Annotated in this window: 17 protein-coding genes; 7 read left to right on the forward strand and 10 right to left on the reverse strand. The window is 57.1% G+C overall.

The window, feature by feature from the left end; genetic code table 11:
• The first annotated feature begins 88 nt into the window (after positions 1-88).
• From phnC to phnE, 3 genes are all read left to right on the forward strand, one after another.
• Entirely contained in the window at positions 89-949 is an 861-nt protein-coding gene (gene phnC / locus ABJ076_RS19950; RefSeq protein ID WP_348192934.1) for a phosphonate ABC transporter ATP-binding protein, read from the forward strand.
• 33 nt (positions 950-982) lie between these two features.
• A complete protein-coding gene (gene phnD, locus ABJ076_RS19955; protein ID WP_348192937.1) occupies positions 983-1999 on the forward strand; it encodes a phosphonate ABC transporter substrate-binding protein in 1017 nt (338 codons plus the stop codon).
• 75 nt (positions 2000-2074) lie between these two features.
• The gene (phnE, locus tag ABJ076_RS19960; protein WP_348192940.1) at positions 2075-2992 is read left to right on the forward strand and encodes a phosphonate ABC transporter, permease protein PhnE; all 918 of its coding nucleotides are present in this window, start codon (positions 2075-2077) and stop codon (positions 2990-2992) included.
• A gap of 352 nt (positions 2993-3344) precedes the next feature.
• Here the strand turns inward: phnE and ABJ076_RS19965 are convergent, their stop codons facing one another.
• The 4 genes from ABJ076_RS19965 to ABJ076_RS19980 all read right to left on the reverse strand — a co-directional run bounded on the left by ABJ076_RS19965 (position 3345) and on the right by ABJ076_RS19980 (position 6361).
• Positions 3345-3893 (reverse strand): carboxymuconolactone decarboxylase family protein, encoded by a 549-nt coding sequence (locus ABJ076_RS19965; protein WP_348192942.1) that lies wholly within the window; start codon positions 3891-3893, stop codon positions 3345-3347.
• Between the two features lie 27 nt (positions 3894-3920).
• Entirely contained in the window at positions 3921-4625 is a 705-nt protein-coding gene (locus ABJ076_RS19970) for a glutathione S-transferase N-terminal domain-containing protein (protein ID WP_348192945.1), read from the reverse strand.
• Between the two features lie 72 nt (positions 4626-4697).
• Positions 4698-5501, reverse strand: a complete 804-nt coding sequence (locus ABJ076_RS19975) for a PhnD/SsuA/transferrin family substrate-binding protein (RefSeq protein ID WP_348192947.1) — start codon at positions 5499-5501, stop codon at positions 4698-4700.
• Positions 5498-6361: a helix-turn-helix transcriptional regulator gene (locus tag ABJ076_RS19980; protein WP_348192950.1), complete on the reverse strand. Its 864-nt coding sequence runs from the start codon at positions 6359-6361 to the stop codon at positions 5498-5500. The genes ABJ076_RS19975 and ABJ076_RS19980 overlap by 4 nt, the downstream gene beginning before the upstream one ends.
• Positions 6362-6491: 130 nt before the next feature.
• Between ABJ076_RS19980 and ABJ076_RS19985 the strand changes: the two genes are divergently transcribed.
• Positions 6492-7457, forward strand: coding sequence for a fatty acid desaturase (locus ABJ076_RS19985; RefSeq protein WP_348192953.1), 966 nt, complete (start codon positions 6492-6494; stop codon positions 7455-7457).
• Positions 7458-7505: 48 nt separating this feature from the next.
• Here ABJ076_RS19985 and ABJ076_RS19990 read toward each other — a convergent pair whose 3' ends face one another.
• On the reverse strand, positions 7506-9059 hold the full coding sequence (locus ABJ076_RS19990; RefSeq protein ID WP_348192956.1) for a trimethylamine methyltransferase family protein: 1554 nt from the start codon (positions 9057-9059) through the stop codon (positions 7506-7508).
• Positions 9060-9537: 478 nt separating this feature from the next.
• Here ABJ076_RS19990 and ABJ076_RS19995 point away from each other — a divergent pair, with 478 nt between their 5' ends.
• Complete coding sequence (locus ABJ076_RS19995) at positions 9538-10014, forward strand: helix-turn-helix transcriptional regulator (RefSeq protein ID WP_348192959.1); 477 nt, start codon at positions 9538-9540, stop codon at positions 10012-10014.
• Between the two features lie 102 nt (positions 10015-10116).
• On the opposite strand, the gene ABJ076_RS20000 is transcribed toward ABJ076_RS19995, so the two are convergent.
• The 4 genes from ABJ076_RS20000 to ABJ076_RS20015 form a co-directional block, all read right to left on the reverse strand.
• Positions 10117-12180: an ABC transporter ATP-binding protein gene (locus tag ABJ076_RS20000; RefSeq protein WP_348192962.1), complete on the reverse strand. Its 2064-nt coding sequence runs from the start codon at positions 12178-12180 to the stop codon at positions 10117-10119.
• Between the two features lie 13 nt (positions 12181-12193).
• The gene (locus tag ABJ076_RS20005) at positions 12194-13348 is read right to left on the reverse strand and encodes an ABC transporter permease (protein ID WP_348192965.1); all 1155 of its coding nucleotides are present in this window, start codon (positions 13346-13348) and stop codon (positions 12194-12196) included.
• 16 nt (positions 13349-13364) lie between these two features.
• Positions 13365-14300 carry an ABC transporter permease gene (locus ABJ076_RS20010; RefSeq protein WP_348192968.1) on the reverse strand — a complete coding sequence of 312 codons (936 nt, stop codon included), beginning with the start codon at positions 14298-14300 and terminating at the stop codon, positions 13365-13367.
• A gap of 110 nt (positions 14301-14410) precedes the next feature.
• Positions 14411-16066, reverse strand: a complete 1656-nt coding sequence (locus ABJ076_RS20015) for an ABC transporter substrate-binding protein (RefSeq protein WP_348192971.1) — start codon at positions 16064-16066, stop codon at positions 14411-14413.
• 458 nt (positions 16067-16524) lie between these two features.
• Between ABJ076_RS20015 and ABJ076_RS20020 the strand changes: the two genes are divergently transcribed.
• Positions 16525-17040 carry a GNAT family N-acetyltransferase gene (locus ABJ076_RS20020; protein ID WP_348192974.1) on the forward strand — a complete coding sequence of 172 codons (516 nt, stop codon included), beginning with the start codon at positions 16525-16527 and terminating at the stop codon, positions 17038-17040.
• Here the strand turns inward: ABJ076_RS20020 and ABJ076_RS20025 are convergent.
• The gene (locus ABJ076_RS20025; protein WP_348192977.1) at positions 17025-17438 is read right to left on the reverse strand and encodes a hypothetical protein; all 414 of its coding nucleotides are present in this window, start codon (positions 17436-17438) and stop codon (positions 17025-17027) included. The genes ABJ076_RS20020 and ABJ076_RS20025 overlap by 16 nt on opposite strands.
• A gap of 112 nt (positions 17439-17550) precedes the next feature.
• Here ABJ076_RS20025 and ABJ076_RS20030 point away from each other — a divergent pair, with 112 nt between their 5' ends.
• A complete protein-coding gene (locus tag ABJ076_RS20030) occupies positions 17551-18612 on the forward strand; it encodes a GntG family PLP-dependent aldolase (RefSeq protein WP_348192980.1) in 1062 nt (353 codons plus the stop codon).
• Positions 18613-18614 lie beyond the last annotated feature (2 nt).

Here is an 18614-nt window from a genome sequence, read left to right on the forward strand (position 1 = left end):
TCTTGCCGGAGTCCTGAAACCGTCATGATCTTGCGGTTTGGTGGTCAACGCTCCTGAGTAAATTGGCGATCCTTGGGAAAGGGGTCGCATGTCATATACTCAGGTCCAGCCTGTTATTCAGGTTACGAACGTCTGCAAAACATTTCCGAACGGGCGACGGGCGCTGAACGGGGTTTCCGTAACGCTTGATGCCGGCGAGATGGTCGCGCTGATCGGGGCATCCGGTTCCGGCAAGTCGACGCTGATCCGGCATATTGGCGGTCTGATCGCTGCCAATAAAGGTGACGGTGGTGGAGAGATTTTGGTCTTCGGTGACCGGGTGCAGGCCGGTGGTCGCCTGACAGGCGATGTGGCGAAAGTGCGCCGTCGTCTCGGGGTTATCTTCCAGCAGTTTAATCTTGTCCCGCGTCTGACCGTACTGACCAATGTGCTCGCCGGACGGCTGGGCCGCATGCCGAAATGGCGGGGTGTCCTGATGCAGTTCTCGCATCAGGAGAAGCAGCGCGCCATGCAGGCGCTCGCACGTGTCGGTATTGCGGCTACAGCGCGGCAGCGGGCCGCCACGCTTTCAGGTGGCCAGCAGCAGCGCGCAGCCATCGCCCGCTGCCTTGTACAGGAATCCGAAGCCATTCTCGCCGACGAGCCGATTGCCTCGCTCGATCCAGCCTCGGCCCGCCGGGTGATGGAAACCCTGTCCGACATCAACCGGACGGAAGGCACGGCCGTGCTCGTTTCTCTGCATCAGGTCGAATACGCCCGGCGCTATTGCAAGCGCACAATCGCCATGCGGGACGGCCGCGTCGTTTTCGATGGTCCGTCCCACGATCTCACCACGTCTTTCCTCCGCGAAATCTACGGTACGGCTAGCGAGGAGCTGATCCTCCCCGACGCCGAGGATTTCGCAGAGGCGCATCAGACGGCGGAGCCGCGGCTCGCTGTATCCGCCTGAACCCGTTTCCCAGCATCAAGAGGAGCTGATCCCATGACCATCTTCACCCGCCTGACCGCCGCTGCGGTTCTGGCAACCAGCCTCGTGACGGGCGCCCTTCCGGCGCTTGCCGACAGGGAAAATCCGAAAGAGATCAATTTTGGCATCATTGCCACGGAATCCAGCTCGGCCCAGCGCGAGAAATGGGGGCCTCTCCTGAAGGCTTTGGAAGAAAATCTCGGCATGCCGGTTAAGCCATTCTTTGCTGCTGACTATGCCGGCGTCATCGAAGCCATGCGCTTCGACAAGGTCGACATCGCCTGGTACGGCAACAAGTCCGCGATGGTTGCCGTCGACCGGGCTGGCGCCGAAATTTTCGCCCAGACCACGAAAGGCAGCGGCGGTAAGGGTTATTGGTCCGTCATGGTTACCCACAAGGATTCGGGTCTGACCTACGAAGACGTCATGAAGTGCGACAAGACGCTGAATTTCGGTATCGGCGATCCGAATTCCACATCTGGCTTCCTGGTACCGTCTACCTTTGTATTCGCCAAGGAAGGCGTGAATCCGAAGGAGTGCTTCAAGACGGTTCGCAATGCCAACCATGAGACCAATCTGATCTCTGCCGCGACCAAGCGGGTCGATGCCGCTGTGGCTTCTTCCACCGGCATGTATTCCCGTCTGAAGAAAGCCAAGCCGGAACTCTTCGCCGAGCTGAAGGAAATCTGGCGTTCTCCGCTGATCGCTTCCGACCCGATGGCCTGGCGTCCGGAGCTGAACAAGAACCTGAAAGCCAAGATCATGAACTTCTTCATGACCTATGGCCGTCACGGGTCGGATGCGGAAGTCACCAAGGCGCGTGAAATTTTGTCCATGATCGACATGGGTCCGTTCGTCCCATCCTCGAACGCGCAGCTCTGGCCTTTCTACGAGATGGATCAGATCCGTCAGCGCATGTCCATCGAGGGTGACGAGACCTACTCCAAAGAGGAGAAGAAGGAAAAGATCGCCGCAATCGACAAGAAGATCTCGTCCATTCGCGCCGCCGCTGCCGCGCGTCCGCGTAAGTAATCCTGTTGCCTGGCCCAGGTCAGGCGGCGATGGCGGGGGCTGATTTGGCCCCCGCTTCTTTCTGGGAATCCTGAAATGTCCAACACCACAGTTTCCGCATCCAGACTTGACCTCAAGAACACTGAGATTCCAGGACGGACCCGTCGGGAGCAGATGTTTGATTATCTGCTCTGGGGTTCGTTTCTGGTCATGCTGGTTTGGAGTTTTGTGCCTGCGGATATGAACCGTTTCGGTGAGGTTCTAACCGGTGGAGGCAACATGGCGATGTTGCTGGAAGATTTCCTGGAGCCCAATTTCCGCTATTGGCGGAGCTATCTCGACTTGATGCTTGAGACCGTTCAGATGGCCGTCTGGGGCTCTTTCCTGTCTGTTGTGTGTGCGGTTCCCTTCGGCCTTATGTCTTCGTCAAACCTGTCGCCCTCCTGGCTCAGCTTTCCGGTGCGGCGGCTGATGGATGCCTTCAGGGCCATCAACGAGCTCGTCTTCGCGCTGATCTTTGTCGCGGCTGTCGGGCTTGGTCCGCTTGCCGGGGTGCTGGCTCTCACCATTCACACCACGGGGACACTGGCGAAGCTTTTTTCCGAGGCGGTGGAAGCAATCGATCCGCGTCCGGTGGAAGGTATCCGGGCGACCGGAGCCACAAACCTGCATGAAATCGTCTTCGGCGTGATACCTCAGGTTCTCCCTCTGTGGATCTCGTTTTCACTGTACCGTTTCGAAGCGAATGTACGCTCGGCTACAGTGCTGGGGATTGTCGGGGCAGGCGGTATCGGTATGTCTCTTTCGGAATCCTTGCGGGGATTCGACTATGGATCAGGCGCCGCGATCTTGCTGATCATTCTGTTGACTGTTTCATTGTTTGATATTTTCGGCGCGCGTTTGCGCAAAGTGGTGATCGATGGTGAGGAGCACGCGCAGTTCGTCATTTATCTTGCATTGCTGGCGGCGATTATCGTCGGGATTGAGATCGTTCTGCGTGCTGGGCCGCTCTGACGAAGAAGCTAGCCGATCTCGAAAATCTTTATCGATGAAATTATTAAGGAAACTGACAAAAGAGCATGAAAGCCGGGAAACTATCCCCCGGCCCAACACCGCACTTAGTTCTCGCGGATACCGCGTCCAAGAAGAACGCCCCCAACAAGTGCGACCACGCACCAAGTAACGACGACCATCGCAAGAGTTGTCATCTGTGCCCTCCTACTCAATGGTGACAATCGTATCGCGGGTTGGTCGTTAATGCAATATTAACCAGTTCGAAAAATAGAAAATAAATCCTTATCAAAATAATGCTTTTTGTTCCGGTTGCAGGGATTGATCCTCCTGAGTTCCCTGCAAGACATTGAAATCAATCGAGTTCAGCTACCTGATCCCCGTCCAGCGGAACTTCGAACGCATTAATCGTCATGGAGATGAGTGTGTAATACCCGAGTAACCCGACAAGATCGATCAGACGCTGCTGACCCAGTATTTCGACTGCCTCGGCATAAAGTACGTCGCCGATTTTATGAGTCTCGTGGAGGGCGCGGGAGACGTCATGAACGACCCTCTCGTCGGTTCTCTCGAAGGACGGCGTGCGCCGATCGCGGATCGCATCCAGGACCGCTTCAGAAATGCCCGCCTTCAGCGCGAACGGCTTATGCACGGACCACTCGAATTGGGCCCCCCAAAACCGGCCGGTTACCATGATGGCGAGCTCGGAAAGTCGCGGCTCCAGAGAGCTGTCGAACCGGGTGAACTGGCCAAGCTGTTGCGCTTTGTCCGCCAGCGCCGGACTATGCAGCCAGATCTTGAGTGGGCCTTCGACCCGGCCGCGGGGACCGTTGACGATAGCATCGTGGATTGTCCGCTGTGCGTCGGACATATCGTCGGGTTTGAGGGCGGGGACACGTGACATGATGCCGGTTTCCAGTTCTTTTTTGGTTTAGGCGGCGTCAGCGCAGAGCTTTTCCTTGCGGGCGGCACCACCATGAGCGTCCAGCAGCCGTTCGCGCCAGGCCCAGAGCGCGTCATCTTGGGCAAGCAGTTCAAACGGGCTGGATATTCGTGCCCACATGAGTGTTCCGAAGAGCGCATAATCCGAGAAGCTCGGATCCGCGCCCCCGATGTAAGACTGCTTCTCTACGACTGCGCGCGCGGGTGCCAGTGCTTTGTGCAGGTCTGGAAGCCTGTCTTCACGCCCTTTCTGTATGTCTTCAAGCGATTTTCCGAAGCGCGCCTCGCGAGACTCTTTGAAATAGGGCTTATCGCGCTCGTCACAGGCGAGGTAAACGTCATGGACGATGCAACCGGCGACAAGCGGGTTGATCGTCCGATTGGTCCATTCGGTGATGAAAAGTGCAGCGCCTCGGCCTGCCTCGCCGCCGAAAAGACTTGGGCGGTCCACATAACGTTCCTCAAGATAGCAGGCGATGTCCCAGCTATCGCAAATTACGGTGTTGGCATCTTTCAAGACTGGAACGAGCTTCTGTCCGCTGAAATCCAGCTTGTCCTTTTCGCCGAAGCGAACGTGTTCGACAGTTGCGTCCGACTCTAGGCCCTTGTGAGCCAGGGCCATGCGCGCACGCCATCCGAAAGGGCTGAACCGGGCGCCGTTTCTGGCGGAAAGATCGTAAAAAGTGATGGCCATGGCGAGTCTCCCTCAAGAATGGTTATTAGCTTTCGGCGGCGATCTTGCCGTGCGGGACGGGATGCAACAAGCCTAGAAGAGGGAAGGCAGTCCTCGCTCTCTGGCACGTGTTTCCATTGCGTCGATTTCGCCGTAGTCGGCATCGGTCAATGACGAAAAACCGTCGATCAGAAGCGCATCGCGGGCCGATTGTGCAGTTGGATCGGCGAGTGCCCGTTTTACTCCGCGCTGGTAGGCAGCGACCGTTTGGTCATTGACGTTGATGGGGACGGCATAAGGCAAGCCTGGCGCATCCGGAGTCCGTGCAAGAACCTCGACCGCATTGCATTCCTTCGGCGCGTGTTTCTGGAGCAGAGCCCAGGTGACGCAATCGATTGCTGCCGTATCTGCCTCCCCAGAAGTGACCATGGAAACACTGGCTCGATGCCCGTGGCTCCATACGGCATCGCCAAAGAAGTCCGGTTTGATTCCATGCGCCGCGAGCAGGGCGCGAAAAGCGCTCATACCGGATTGGGAAAGGGCGCCGTTATAGGCCAGACGGGCGCCTTCAAGAGCCTCGATAGAGGTAATCCCGGCGCCGCGCTGGACGATCACCACGCTGCGGTATCGCGGACCGTCGCATCCCTCTGCTTGATAATGTGGTGTGCCGACAACACGCAGCGCATCTCGATATCGCTTTCGCAGCGGATAGCCGCAGATCTGGGTGAAGACAAGGTCAGGGTTGGACCAGGCTGCGCTCTCTTCCGGTGAGCGGGTACGGTGGGGCGGAATTCCTGACAGACCTTCTGCGGAAAATCCCCGCGCCAGTGCTTCCCACCAGGCGTCTGTCGCCTCCCGGATTTCCGGGAAGTCGTACATGTCGAGAGTAGCAATCATTGAGCAGTGTGCTCCGGAAAACGTGAGAGCAATCCCTCGATATAGTCGTCCAGGGCATGGCTCTGGACAATCGCGTCGCGGATCAGCTGGTCGAAATGGCGGGTCAGGGTACGGATGTGCTCGGTAGTGTTGAAGACAAAGAAGCTTTGGCCGAGGAAGAGTGAGGCACGCAGCGGGCCAAAGATGGTCAGCGGGGCAGAATATACTCTACGACCATCGAACAGATAGAGGCGCATTCTGGGATACAGCTCGCCATGCAGCTGTTGCATATAGCGCAGTTGCTCATATCTGAGCGCTGGTGTCAGATCGTGCCAGATACCGGCACCGGCGGCGAAATCGTCCAGAGCCTGCCGCGACATACAGATCTCGATATCGGTTTCTGGGCGGCGTGTGTAGGCGAGCTGGTCCTGTGTCCGTTCAAGCGCGCTGTCCCGCTCGAACGCTTCAACGACGCCATGCTCGTAAGCCAGGGTCTCCGGGGTTTTTACCTGATCCGGCAAGTTGCTCGGGACATAGCGGATTTTGTAGCCGGCGGCCTCCGTATGCCATTCGGCGATGTTTCGGTCCACGGCGGCCCGTGACGCTTCAGTAATGTGTACCGAGCGCTGCAGGATCTCAGCGCCGAGCTGCTCCTGCTGGGTCAGGCCGAGCAGCCAATCAAGGCTGACCTGCAGGGCGGAGGCAATAGCTGCAACCGTATCCGCGCGAGGCAGGCGCTCATTGTCGGGTGACAGCAGTTGGGAAAGGGTCGAGCGATCGACGCCGACACGCTTGGCGAGGCCGGACCGGTTTATGCCGGCGCGTTCCATGCTCTCCGCAAGGCGGGCGCGGAATATCTCGACTGTGTCTCGACGATCCAAGATGATTCCTTGCGGGAAAAATAAGCATTGTTTTATTTTATCTGCGCATGATGTAAAAAATCAACAAATGATGCAAAAATAGCGCAAACGCTCATTGTTGTGGCTGTGCGGTGCAGCATAACTTGTCCGCATGTTTGAACGTCATCCCACACCGATTTCTGAGCAGATCCCGGAATTACCAGTTTCGCCCGGTGATGCCGGGGCTGCTTTTACGCTTTCCGTAGCCTCTGTCGAATGGCAGACCGTAGTGCTATGGAGTATTATTCATGGCGCTTTCGGAGCGGTAACCTATTGGCATACTGCATTGCCGTTATGGCTGCTGCCCCTTCTCGGAGCGCCGATAGTGGCTTGGCACGCGAGCTATCAGCATGAGGCAATCCACGGCCACCCGACCAGAATTACATGGCTGAACACCCTGCTCGCCGGGTTGCCGTTGATGCTTTGGGTGCCATACGGGATTTATCGGGACAGTCACCTTAAGCATCACCGTAACGAATTTCTGACGGATCCGATTGAAGATCCGGAGTCTTTCTACGTCACCCCGGGTCAGTGGGCGTGGTTTTCTGAGCCGCGCCGGATGATTTATCGTGCCGTGAACACGCTCGCCGGACGTCTTGTGCTCGGACCGCTCTTTGTTGCCAGTCTTTTTCTTTGGCGTGAAGCCAGGGGGCTGCCGGGCGGCCGGGGTCATTTGAAGGACTGGGTGTTTCACGCGATTGGTCTAGCTTTACTAGTCGTCTGGATTGTTGCGGTTTGTGACATGCCGGTTTGGCTTTATGTCCTTTGTTTCGCCTATCCAGGATCGGGACTTCTGTTGCTACGGTCTTTCGCTGAGCATCATGCCGCACCTGATGTGGATGATCGGACCGCCATTGTTGAGGCTGAAGCGCCGCTGGCGTTGCTCTTCCTAAACAATAATCTGCATGTTGCGCATCACAGCAGCCCGGGCGTGCCATGGTATGCGTTGCCGCGCTATGAAACGCTTCGCCGGAGGATGACAAACGGTCGGCAGGAACGGATTTATCACGGATATCGGGAAGTGGCGCGGCGATGGCTGTTCCGTCCGAAGGAAGGCCCGGCTCACCCGCATCTTTGAGAGACGAAACAGCGGCTGCGTTGACTGAATGCAGCCGCTTTCATTTGATTACATTTCGATGTGGGGATCTTCCCGTCGCTTGGCCATGTAGGCTTTCAGCTCTTCGTCGATAGCGGGGTCCACGGTCGGGGCCTCGTACTCCTCCAGCAGGGCGCGGTAGGTCCTGTTCGCCCGTGTCAGTGCATCGGGGCTGCCAGCTTCCTCCCAATTTTCATAATTGCGCCAGTCCGAAAGCAGCGGCTCGTAGAAAGCTGTCTCGTAGCGTTCCAGCGTGTGCGCCGTGCCAAAGAAGTGCCCGCCGGGGCCGACATCGCGGATGGCTTCCAGGCCGAGGGTTGCGTCGTTGATCTCCAGCGGTTGTAGGAACGCGGCCATCCCCTGAAGGAGTTCGAGATCGGTCACGAACTTCTCGAAGGACGCGGTAAGGCCTCCTTCCATCCATCCGGCTGCATGCATCACCAGGTTGGTGTGCCCGAGCACGACCGGCCAGAGTGACATCATGCTTTCCCAAGCTGCTTGCGCATCGACGGCGTTCGAGGCGTTGGCGTTCGTGGAGCGATAGGGCAGGCCGTATTTCCGTGCCAACTGCCCGCCAACGAAAGCGGCCTTGGCATATTCCGGCGTCCCGAAGGCGGGGGCACCACTGCGCATATCCACGTTCGAAGTGAACCCGCCATAGATCACCGGAGCTCCGGCCCGGACCATCTGGGTGAAGGCGATCACCGCGAGGGCTTCCGCGTTCTGTTGGGCAAGGGCGCCCGAGATTGTCACCGGGCTCATCGCTCCAGACAGTGTGAAGGGCGTGACGCAGATAGCCTGGCCGTGACTGCTCATCTCCGTAAGGCCTTGCAGCATCGGTATGTCGACCCGGAGCGGGGAGGAGGTGTTGATAATGGAATGCATTCCTGGCCGCTCGACGATGCTGTCGCGGGTTTCTCCCCGAGCGATGCATAGCATGTCGATGGCGTCGCTCGGCCGCTGTCGGCCAAGTGAATAGGCGTGATGGACCTTGTCGGACAGGGTTAGGAAGGAGTAATGGCAATCCAGGTGCCGGGTTTGCGGCGGCAGGTCTACCGGTTCGACCGGATAGCCTCCAAACAGGTGGATGATGTTCGCGGTCTGGCCCATTCGGACGAAATTCTGGAAATCGGCATAGTTGCCGTCCCGGCGTCCACCTTCGAGGTCGCTGCAGAACGGGGCGCTGGCAATACTGGCAAAGTTGAGATTGTTACCGCCAAAGACGAGATCCCGCTCTGGTCGGCCGCCATGTAGTGTGAACTCTGACGGAGCCTTGGCGACATATTGTAGGATCATGTCTGGGTCAAAACGGACGCGCTCGGAACCTTTTTCGACGTCGGCGCCGTGCTGTTTCAAAACACCGCGAGCGGTCTCATCGAGGAAGTCTATCCCGATGTCGCTCAAGATACGGAGCGATGCGGTGTGAATCGCCTCCAGTTCATCCTCCGAGACGATGCCCATTGGCGGATAAGGAGAGCGAAGCCGACGCCATTCTGCCTGCTTGATTTTCCGGGCCGTGCTTCCTGAATCCGAGCGTTTTCGTGTTCGTTCGCGCTTTCTTGTTCGGCTCGGGGCGTCGGTCATTGTGTTTTATGTCTCCAAAAAAGACCTTTTTACTGCCGTAATGGTGCCCATTTTCAGGGGGTAATTGTCTAGCCATGCGGCGACAGAACATTAAGAGTGGTGGTCGCATTTGGAATGAGAGGTGATGTAAATCAGAATGAAGGAATGATCGTTTAAGCTTCTCAACTATCTTGTTTTGATTTCTACTTTCGTTAAAATTGAGCTATATCAGGCTATTCGCCCCAGTAAGACGGAAAATCAAACATAAATTAGTAGTAATTTTCGTTATTTTTGAATTGTAAGTCGAAGTTTTAGGTCTAGTTAAGGAATATAGTTAATTTTCTTTAGCATTGATTTGATCGTCACCAGATAATATTCCACGAATCCTTTAGTTTTTGTTGGAAATAACACCGAGGCGTTGTAGAAACCCGGCACGCTCGGTCCTATATTTAAATGATGTGACTGAGAACCAACTTCACTCAACCGCTAGAGACTGAGAATGGCCGCAGCAAAGCAAGCATTGAATGGTAGTGATGATCCGAACTATCGCGTAACGAATAACAACGCGATTGACGTCCATGTTGGACGGCGTGTTCGGTTGCGCCGCACGCTCCTTGGCATGAGCCAGGAACAACTGGGCGAAGCGCTGAACATTACCTTTCAGCAGGTCCAGAAGTACGAGCGCGGCTCCAACCGGATCAGCGCATCCCGGCTTTGGGATATCGCACAGATCCTCGACGTTCCCGTCAGCTTCTTCTTCGATGATATGACGGACGACACGGCGGCGAATTCGCCGCGTAAAGTCCGGTCTGGGTCGACGACGGCTGAATATGAAGACAAGCCGAACGATCCGATGGCGCGGCGTGAAACGCTTGAGCTGGTTCGTGCTTACTACAACATCACCAATGTCGGTGTGCGCAAGCGCATCACTGAAATGGTGAAGTCCGTCTCCCAGGCTTTGCCGGGCGACTCCTAAACAGCTCCATTGGTCTGGAAACACGCCATCGAACAAGAGAAGCGGGCGGCACTTGGCCGCCCGCTTTTTCTATAGGAACTCATTGGGTCTCAATGGGCCGGTTCAGGCGAGCGCGACGACTGGTTCCATCCTGCCAAGGATGTCGTCGGTGAGGTGACACTTGACCCGATGACCGCCACTCAGTGTCCGCGTTGCCGGAAGATCCGTCTCGCACATATTCCCAGGCACTTCGCTCTTATGCGGGCAACGGGTCTGGAACGGGCATCCGGACGGTGGGTTCATGGCGGACGGGATGTCGCCATCCAGCACGATATGCTTCTTCACCACCTTGGTGTCTGCGATCGGGATCGCCGAAAGTAGGGCCTCGGTGTAAGGGTGATAGGGCGGCGCGAAGACTTCTTCGGCCGTGCCCTGTTCCACAATATGGCCGAGATACATTACGACCACGCGGTCTGCGATATAGCGCACAACAGAAAGATCGTGGCTGATGAAGAGCATGGTCGTCCGAGAGGCGCGCTGAATATCCATCAGCAACTCCGTCACGGCCGCTTGAACGGAGACGTCGAGCGCGGAGACTGGTTCGTCCGCGACGACGACTTTCGGCGCCCCGGCAAAGGCGCGGGCCACACCAATCCGTTGTTTCTGCCCGCCTGAAAGCTGACGTGGCATGCGCTTGGCGAACGCGCGCGGCAGTTTGACGAGGTCTAGCAATTCAAGCATCCGGTCTTCGCGCTCTTTCGGATTGTTGCCGATTCCGAAGCGCTCCAGTGTACGGATGATCTGGGAGCCAACGGTGTGGCTCGGGTTCAGGGTGTCGAAGGGATTCTGGAAAACCATCTGAATGGAGCTGATCGCGCCGGTGCTCCGGTCGCCTATATCGGTGCTTCCTATTTCGGTGTTGCCGAGGGTGACCGTGCCTTCTGTCGCGGTTTCCAGGCCAAGTAGAATCTTGGCAAGCGTAGACTTGCCACAACCGGACTCGCCGACGATGGCAACTGTCTCCGCCTCGCGCGCCTCAAAGGTGATTTCCTCGTTCGCTTTCACGACGCGGGTTTCACCGCCGCCGAACATCTGGTTCGCGGCTACCTCGTAATACTTCTTCAGGCCGTCGATCTTGAGGATTGTTTCGCCCGGCTCCGTCGCCTCGACAACACCATCATGCTTGAGCGGAGTGTCCCAATCGATCTCTGCCACGCGCTCGCAGCGCGAGAAATGAGCGCCCTCCAGGCCAGTATCATGCATCGTGATTTCGCTAAGATCGCATTTTCCTGCTTCGAAGTAGGAGCAGCGCGGGCTGAAGTTGCAGCCCTTTGGCCGTTCGTGCGGCAATGGCAATTGGCCCGGAATAGCGACGAGAGGATGAGAGTATTTGTCCGCGCCCGGCAGCGGGATTGAGCGGAACAAGCCCTGGGTGTAGGGATGCCGCATCCGGTCGAAGACGTCTTTTACGGACCCGGTTTCTACGGCCTCGCCGGAATACATCACGGTGATCCGGTCGCATGTCTCTAGAATGAGGCCAAGATTGTGAGAGATGAACAGCATGGAGGTGCCAAACCGGCTGCCGAGCTCTTTCACCATTTCGACGATGCCGGCTTCAACCGTCACGTCTAGCGCCGTTGTCGGCTCGTCCATAAGCAGCAGGGCCGGCTTGGACAGAAGTGCCATGGCGATGACGATGCGCTGCTGCTGGCCGCCGGAAAGCTGGTGTGGATACGAATCCATCATCCGTTCCGGATCGGGCAGGCGCACGGCCTGCATCATTTCCAGGGCCCGGTCATAGGCTTCGTCCACCGAGACCTGCTCATGCAAGATCGGCACTTCCATGAGCTGTTTGCCGACCCGCATGGCGGGGTTCAGGCTGGCCATCGGTTCCTGATAGACCATGGCGATCTCGGAGCCGCGGATTTTCCGCAGCTCTTTCTCGCTCATGGTGGTCAACTCGCGCCCCTTGAACTTGATCGAGCCGGCGGTGATCTTTCCGCGATTGGAGAGGTCCCGCATGACGCCGAGGGCGACCGTGGACTTGCCGCATCCGGACTCTCCGACGAGGCCCATGGCTTCACCCGGCATAACCTTGCAGGAGAAGTCCATCACGGCCGGAATTTCGCCTGCGCGGACGAAGAAGGAGATCGAAAGGTTCGTAATCTCGAGGATCGGTTCTGTCATCTTCGTGCCTCCCTCAATCTTTCAGCGACTGCTCGCGCAGTCCATCGGCCAGCAGGTTCAGTCCGAGGACGAAAATTGCGAGGGCCAGGGTTGGGGGCAGGGCGATGGTCGGAACAATCCGGATAAAGGCCCTTGTCTGGTTGATCATCGATCCCCAGTCAGGACTTTCGGGCGCCAGACCTAGGCCGAAGAAGCCAAGGGTACCGAGCAGGATTGTCGTGTAGCCGATCCGCAGGCAGGCATCGACAATTAGCGGTCCGCGGGCGTTCGGCAAGATCTCCCAAAGCATGATGTACCACGCGTTTTCACCCCGGGTCTGGGCTGCGGCGACATAATCCCGCGTCTTGATGTCCATGGTGATGCCGCGAACGATACGGAACACCGTGGGCGAGTTCACAAAGACAACTGAGGCGAAGATGTTCAGCTCGTTCGGCTCAAGCGTGATGATGCTGAGCGGATCCGCGTCGAAGACGAGTCCAGAATAGAGCCAGCCGCCGACCAGAAGCACGCAGATGAGCTGTACCGTTAGAAGCCCCGGCCGTGTTGCATATCGGCTGTAGAACAGCACGCTGAAGAAGATGATCGGGAAGATGAAGAAGAACCCGGCCATGGCCGTCGGGATTGGTGTTTCCCGGATACCCGGTGTCACCAGAAGATAGAACAGCAGGATCACCGGGAAGGCCAGCACCAGATTGGCGAGGAACGACATGATCGAGTCGATCTTGCCGCCGTAATAGCCAGCCGGCAGGCCGATCGTGATGCCGACGATGAAGGCGAACATTGTTGCCGCCGGCGCGATGATGAGGACAAACCGTGAGCCGTGCACCATGCGGCTGAATAGATCGCGTCCGAGATTGTCCGCCCCGAAGAGTAGAGCCTTGCCCGTTTCAGCATCGATCACGCCGGGTGCCTTGCGTTTCAGCATGGCGAACTGTTGAAGCGGATCGAAAACCGCGACCCAATCGGCGAAAATGGCGGTCATTATCCAGAACAGCACGATCACAAGGCCGATCATACCGACGGAGCTGTCGAACAGTCGGCCATAGAGGTTCAGGCTGTGGCGGAAGTAATAACTGACGGAGAGGATGACTGCGAGGGACAGCCAGACCGGCCAGAATTGGCTGATCACTGTTCCCCAGATTTCGAAGAATCCAATATAGTCCAGCATTGCCTTATCTCCCCCCTCAATTCACGCGAATGCGCGGGTTGAGATAGGCGTACCCGATATCTGAAATGAGCTGCGTGAGCAGCACAACGACGACCGACACCAATGAACAGCTGAGCAGCAGATCAATGTCGTTATTGTCCGCGGCTTCCACCAGTGTCCATCCGAAGCCTTTGTAGTTGAAAAGCTTTTCGACGATGACGACACCTGTCAGGAGCCAGGGAAACTGGAGCATGATCACGGTGAAGGGGGCTATCAGCGCGTTTCTCAGCGCGTGCCGCAAGACCTGGGCTCTGAATGACAGACCTTTGAGGCGGGCTGTGCGGATATATTGCGCTGTCATGACCTCGGCCATTGAGGCACGCGTCATCCGGGCGATATATCCCATGCCATAGATCGCCATGGTCATCACGGGCAGTGCGAAATTATTGAAGTCGATGCCGCCGGCTTTCGAGACGCCTTTCAGGACGCCGAGCCAGGACGCGAACAAAACAGTAAAGAGAATGCCTGAGACGTATTCAGGAGTCGCCGTCGAGGCAATTGCCACGACCGAGAGGCTCCGGTCTGTTTTCGATCCCTCTCTCATTCCTGCCAGGACACCAATGATGAGGGCCGAGGGCACCATGGTGACCATAACCCAGAACATCAGGGTTCCAGTATAACCGATACGGGGGGCGAGGACCTCGGCGACGGGTTTGCGGAACCGGGTCGAGTCCCCGAAATCTCCTATGGCGGCGTTGCCTATCCACTCCGCATAGCGCTCCAGGATAGGCCGTCTGTAGCCTTCCTTCAGCAGCCAGCTTTCGACGGCTTCCTCGGTCATGCGGTTGTTGTTCTGTTCAAGCGCGAGCTTTTTCAGGTTTGGCTCGAGATTGACCAGATAGAAAACCACGAACGTCAGGCAGATCATGGTCGCGACCATGACCCCCAGCCGTCTTAGGATAAATATCAGCATATTGCCCCCGTGTGCCCTATTCCGGGCGGGCCTTGTTTGCCCTTAACCTCCCTTTTCGGGAGTTAAGAACCCGCCCCGGTTCAGGCCGGGGCGGGTTCGTCAATGTCGGATCAGGCTTCGTCGAGCCAGACTTTTTCGAAATGCATCTCGAAGGTCGGGTGCATCGCATCACCCTGTACGGACTCGGCCATGTGCTTGTAGAGCGCACGCCAGTACGGCTGGATGATGATGCCTGAATCCTGGAGCGTTTTCTGCAGCTTCTCCATCACCGCACGCCGTTTGTCGGCGTCCGCAATTGACAGGGCTTCTTCGAGCGTCTTGTCGAATTCCGGATCGGACCAGCCAGCTTCGTTCCAGGCTTCGCCTGAACGATAGGCCAGTGCCAGAACCTGCACACCAAGCGGGCGCATGTTCCAGTTGGTGGTCGAGAACGGATATTTCGTCCAGTTGTTCCAGAAGGAGGATGAGGGAATGATCGTCCGCTTGATCTTGATCCCGGCATCGCGGATCTGGGCGGCGATGGCGTCGGTGGTGTTCTTCCGCCAGTCATCGTCGATGGATATCAGCTCATGCTCGAAATCGGACTGACCGGCATCGGCCAGAAGCCTTTTTGCGGCTTCCGGATCTCGCTTGATCATCGGCAGTTTGAAGTATTCGGGGTGCATGGGGCCGACATGGTGGTTTTCCGCCACGCTGCCGGCACCGCCGTAACCGATCTGCAGGACGACGGAATTGTCGACGGCGAGTTGAAGGGCCTGACGGACGCGAACATCGTCATAGGGCTTGTTGGAAACGTTCATGCGGGCAACGATGGTTGCCGCAGTGATCGCTTCCGATTTCTTCAGATCCAGACTGTCGAGGATTTCAACGAAGTCGGCGGTGGTTTGGTAGTTGACGTGAACGTCGCCGGCTTCGAAGGCCGCGACCTCGGCCGCCGGGTCGGTTCCGTAATCGGTCCATTCAATGGCGTCGAGATAAGCCTCGCCACCCCACCATTTGCCGTCTTTACGCCGCACGCAACGAGCGGAAACGCCAACTTCGAGGCTATCGAGCTCGAACGGACCGGTGCCGACCGGGTTGGCGGACAGATCGGAGCCGTTTTTATCGAAATCACGGTGCACGATCAGGGAGGGATAGTCGGTCATGCCCGGGATGATGCTGATGTCAGGCTTCGGCAAGGTAAGCTTGACGGTGTGGCTATCGACCTTCGTGATTGCACCGTCGAGCACCTTGTTGGTGTTCGGGTCTATGAGGGTCGCCATACGGCCGGCCATCGAGTTGCCCTCGACGTCCTTCTCGCACCAGCGGGTGATGTTGAAGACGACGTCATCCGCATCGAACGCATCGCCATTGTTCCAAGTAACGCCCTTCCTAACCTTGAGGACATATTCGGTCGCGGAGTCGTTGACTTCCCAGCCTTCGAGCAGTGCCGGCTCGAAAGTGTAAGCCGATGTATAGGACACGAGGTTCTCGCAAACCTGCCGCGCGACGTTGCCCATTTCAGACCAGTCAAAGATCCGTGGATCAACTACACGGCGAACAGACATGGAAACCTTCAGCGTGCCGCCTTTCTTGCCTGCGGCTTGTGCAGTGCTCGGTGCAGCCATGCCAAGCAGGCCGTAAGCGGTGGCCGTTGTCGCGCCAAACGCGCTGGCGAGCGCGAGGAATTCACGCCGGTCCATCTTACCTTTTTTTGTGTCGGCCGCCCAACTGCTGACCATCTGGTGCAGTGGCCGTCCGGAACGGTCCTTCAATTCCCTGTTCATATCTATCTCCCTGTTTTGCAGTGGTGCGCCGAAGCACGCCTGGCACGGATCATAATGCTCTAATAGCGACAACCAAAGTGTCGTTTTTAGGGTAAATATGGCCAGTAATGCTCAATTGCGCTGCAGCAGATGTCCAATGCACTCGGAACATTCCTGCCGGAATTTTGCCTCCTGTTCAGATCCTCTTAAATCGAACGTGTGAATGTGCTTTGTTCAATTTGTATTATTTTCACTGTTCGACTGCGAACGCAGATTCAACACTGTCTGCATAGCAAACATTCGTGTTCAAATGGCCATGAAGACGCTGCGTTTCGTTCATTAATAGTCATCATGAGCAACGCATAATGCCGATGTCAAAGAATTTATCTATTTGCGACACTGAGCGTATCGGCGAACCGAGTTGACTTGTAGAGGCGCAGAATTCCGCCGTTCCATGACTGTTCAAAAAAGGACGTAGAATGCGTTTAGAAGACGCTCTGAGAGAAGACCTCGCCCTGGTCGGTATTCTGAACGAAGCCGAGATTCCGCACGTCAACAGCATCGATCTGGCCGGTTTTATCTGGTTCCTCGAGGCGGCGGATTATTTTCGTGTCGCGAGGGACGATGACAAGATTTTGGGTTTCCTCATCGGTTTTCTGCCGGGACGCCCCTACGACAGCCTCAACTATCGGTGGTTTAGCGATAAATACGCTTCGTTTCTCTATGTTGATCGCATCGTGGTTTCGCCCACGGCGCGCGGGCTTGGCGTCGGCCGGAAGCTCTATGAGGACTTTGCCGGTTTCGCGGCAGGCCGTGCGGAGCGGCTGACGTGCGAAGTGAATCTGAGGCCGCCGAACGAGGGCTCAATGCGCTTTCATCAGACGATCGGTTTCACCGAAGTGGGCCGTCAGGAGACCGAAGGCGGGACCAAGGAAGTATCTCTGCTGGCTATGAACCTGGCCGGGAGCAAAATGCAAAGTCAGAACAGGGCGTAGGGGTCCTTTATCGGCTGTTCGTTAGAATGCCGGATCCAGCCTTTGACGACCCGGTAAACGAACCAGAGCCAGCCAAGGCCACCGATCAGCCAGGCAAAGGGAATGAGTATCCAGGTCGCGGTAAGGGCAGCCGTCAGAACGATGGTGATGACCTGTATCCAGAAAGTTCGTATCTGCCAGGTGATGTGCCCCTCCAAATCTGTTTCTTCCAGATCAGGGCGTTTCAGATACGCGAGAATCACTCCGAACAGGGATGGCAGGCCGAAAACGATCGCTGCTCCATACAGTCCATAGACGATGTGGACGGCGAGACGGTCGTTCTCCGAGAGTTCCAAGGAAAAAGGAAGTGGGCGCTGCCTGGCCACCTGATTGCCGTTGTTCGGATTTGTTTCGGCCATGTTCAGTCCCGTCTCTTTCGCTACCTGGTCCGGCCCTCTAACGTTGGCACTGTAGTTTGATCATTCAATGGGCGCGTCGCTCTAGGCGGCCGGTAGAGGAAACGTATCAATTATGACGAACGAAGCAAGTCGACCGGCTGTCGATCTTTATAGCGACACAGTCTCGCGTCCGAGCGCGGCGATGCGGCAGGCCATGGCCGAGGCCGAAGTGGGTAACGAGCAGGCAATGGAGGACCCGACTGTCAATCTGCTGTGTGAGCGTGTCGCTGCTTTGCTCGGCACTGAAGCCGCGATGTTTCTCCCGTCCGGAACTATGTGCAACGAGATCGCCTACAGGGTCTGGGTCGATCGGGGAGAGGAGATCATTCTCGAAGAAAGCGCCCATGCGCTGCATTTCGAGGCGGGCGGACCTGCGGCATTGGCGGGCGCCATGGTCCGGACTCTGAAGGGGCGCTGCGGCATCTTTGATGCAGCCGAGCTGGAGACAGTTATCCGCGCACCGCGCGGCCACCATGGACAGCGTCAGAAGCTGGTGAATATTGAGAATACAGCCAATCTCGGTGGCGGCGCGGTCTGGCCGCTCGAAACTGTCGCAGACGTCGCCGATTGCGCGCGCGGGCATGGGCTCAAGGTTCACATGGATGGTGCACGTTTACTGAACGCGGTTGTTGCATCGGGGACGCCGGCAGCTTCCTATGGCGCTTTGTGTGACTCTCTCTGGATCGATCTCTCGAAAGGCCTGGGCTGTCCGGTAGGAGGCGTCCTGGCTGGCAGCGCCGAGTTCATAGATCGAAGTTGGCTTTTCAAGCACCAGTTCGGCGGAGCGATGCGGCAAGCCGGGATTATCGCCGCTGCCGGCGTCTATGCTCTTGATCATCATATTGACCGTCTCGCTGAAGACCACGCCAACGCCCGCTATCTTGCCGAAGGAATTGCGTCGATCCCTAGGTTGGCCGTCGCTCTCGACGAGATAGAAACCAATATGGTGTATTTCGATGTCACAGCACCAGCTCTCGATGCGGCTGGACTGTCCGAGCGCCTGATGCGTGAGCACCAGGTCCGAATTGGCGCTATGGGGCCGCGACGGATGCGGGCTGTGACTCATATCGATGTCACACGCAGCGGGATTGAGGTGGCATTGACAGCACTCAAAGCCGTGATGGAAACGGCTTGAGC

The organism is Nisaea sp. (assembly GCF_039990255.1).
Taxonomy (GTDB): Bacteria; Pseudomonadota; Alphaproteobacteria; order Thalassobaculales; family Thalassobaculaceae; genus Nisaea.

Excerpts from the sequence above, each read along its gene's own strand:
- phnC (WP_348192934.1), top strand. The coding sequence starts at position 89 with ATGTCATATACTCAGGTCCAGCCTGTTATTCAGGTTACGAACGTCTGC.
- phnD (WP_348192937.1), top strand. The coding sequence starts at position 983 with ATGACCATCTTCACCCGCCTGACCGCCGCTGCGGTTCTGGCAACCAGC.
- phnE (WP_348192940.1), top strand. The coding sequence starts at position 2,075 with ATGTCCAACACCACAGTTTCCGCATCCAGACTTGACCTCAAGAACACT.
- ABJ076_RS19965 (WP_348192942.1), bottom strand. The coding sequence starts at position 3,893 with ATGTCACGTGTCCCCGCCCTCAAACCCGACGATATGTCCGACGCACAG.
- ABJ076_RS19970 (WP_348192945.1), bottom strand. The coding sequence starts at position 4,625 with ATGGCCATCACTTTTTACGATCTTTCCGCCAGAAACGGCGCCCGGTTC.
- ABJ076_RS19975 (WP_348192947.1), bottom strand. The coding sequence starts at position 5,501 with ATGATTGCTACTCTCGACATGTACGACTTCCCGGAAATCCGGGAGGCG.
- ABJ076_RS19985 (WP_348192953.1), top strand. The coding sequence starts at position 6,492 with ATGTTTGAACGTCATCCCACACCGATTTCTGAGCAGATCCCGGAATTA.
- ABJ076_RS19990 (WP_348192956.1), bottom strand. The coding sequence starts at position 9,059 with ATGACCGACGCCCCGAGCCGAACAAGAAAGCGCGAACGAACACGAAAA.
- ABJ076_RS19995 (WP_348192959.1), top strand. The coding sequence starts at position 9,538 with ATGGCCGCAGCAAAGCAAGCATTGAATGGTAGTGATGATCCGAACTAT.
- ABJ076_RS20000 (WP_348192962.1), bottom strand. The coding sequence starts at position 12,180 with ATGACAGAACCGATCCTCGAGATTACGAACCTTTCGATCTCCTTCTTC.
- ABJ076_RS20005 (WP_348192965.1), bottom strand. The coding sequence starts at position 13,348 with ATGCTGGACTATATTGGATTCTTCGAAATCTGGGGAACAGTGATCAGC.
- ABJ076_RS20010 (WP_348192968.1), bottom strand. The coding sequence starts at position 14,300 with ATGCTGATATTTATCCTAAGACGGCTGGGGGTCATGGTCGCGACCATG.
- ABJ076_RS20015 (WP_348192971.1), bottom strand. The coding sequence starts at position 16,066 with ATGAACAGGGAATTGAAGGACCGTTCCGGACGGCCACTGCACCAGATG.
- ABJ076_RS20020 (WP_348192974.1), top strand. The coding sequence starts at position 16,525 with ATGCGTTTAGAAGACGCTCTGAGAGAAGACCTCGCCCTGGTCGGTATT.
- ABJ076_RS20025 (WP_348192977.1), bottom strand. The coding sequence starts at position 17,438 with ATGGCCGAAACAAATCCGAACAACGGCAATCAGGTGGCCAGGCAGCGC.
- ABJ076_RS20030 (WP_348192980.1), top strand. The coding sequence starts at position 17,551 with ATGACGAACGAAGCAAGTCGACCGGCTGTCGATCTTTATAGCGACACA.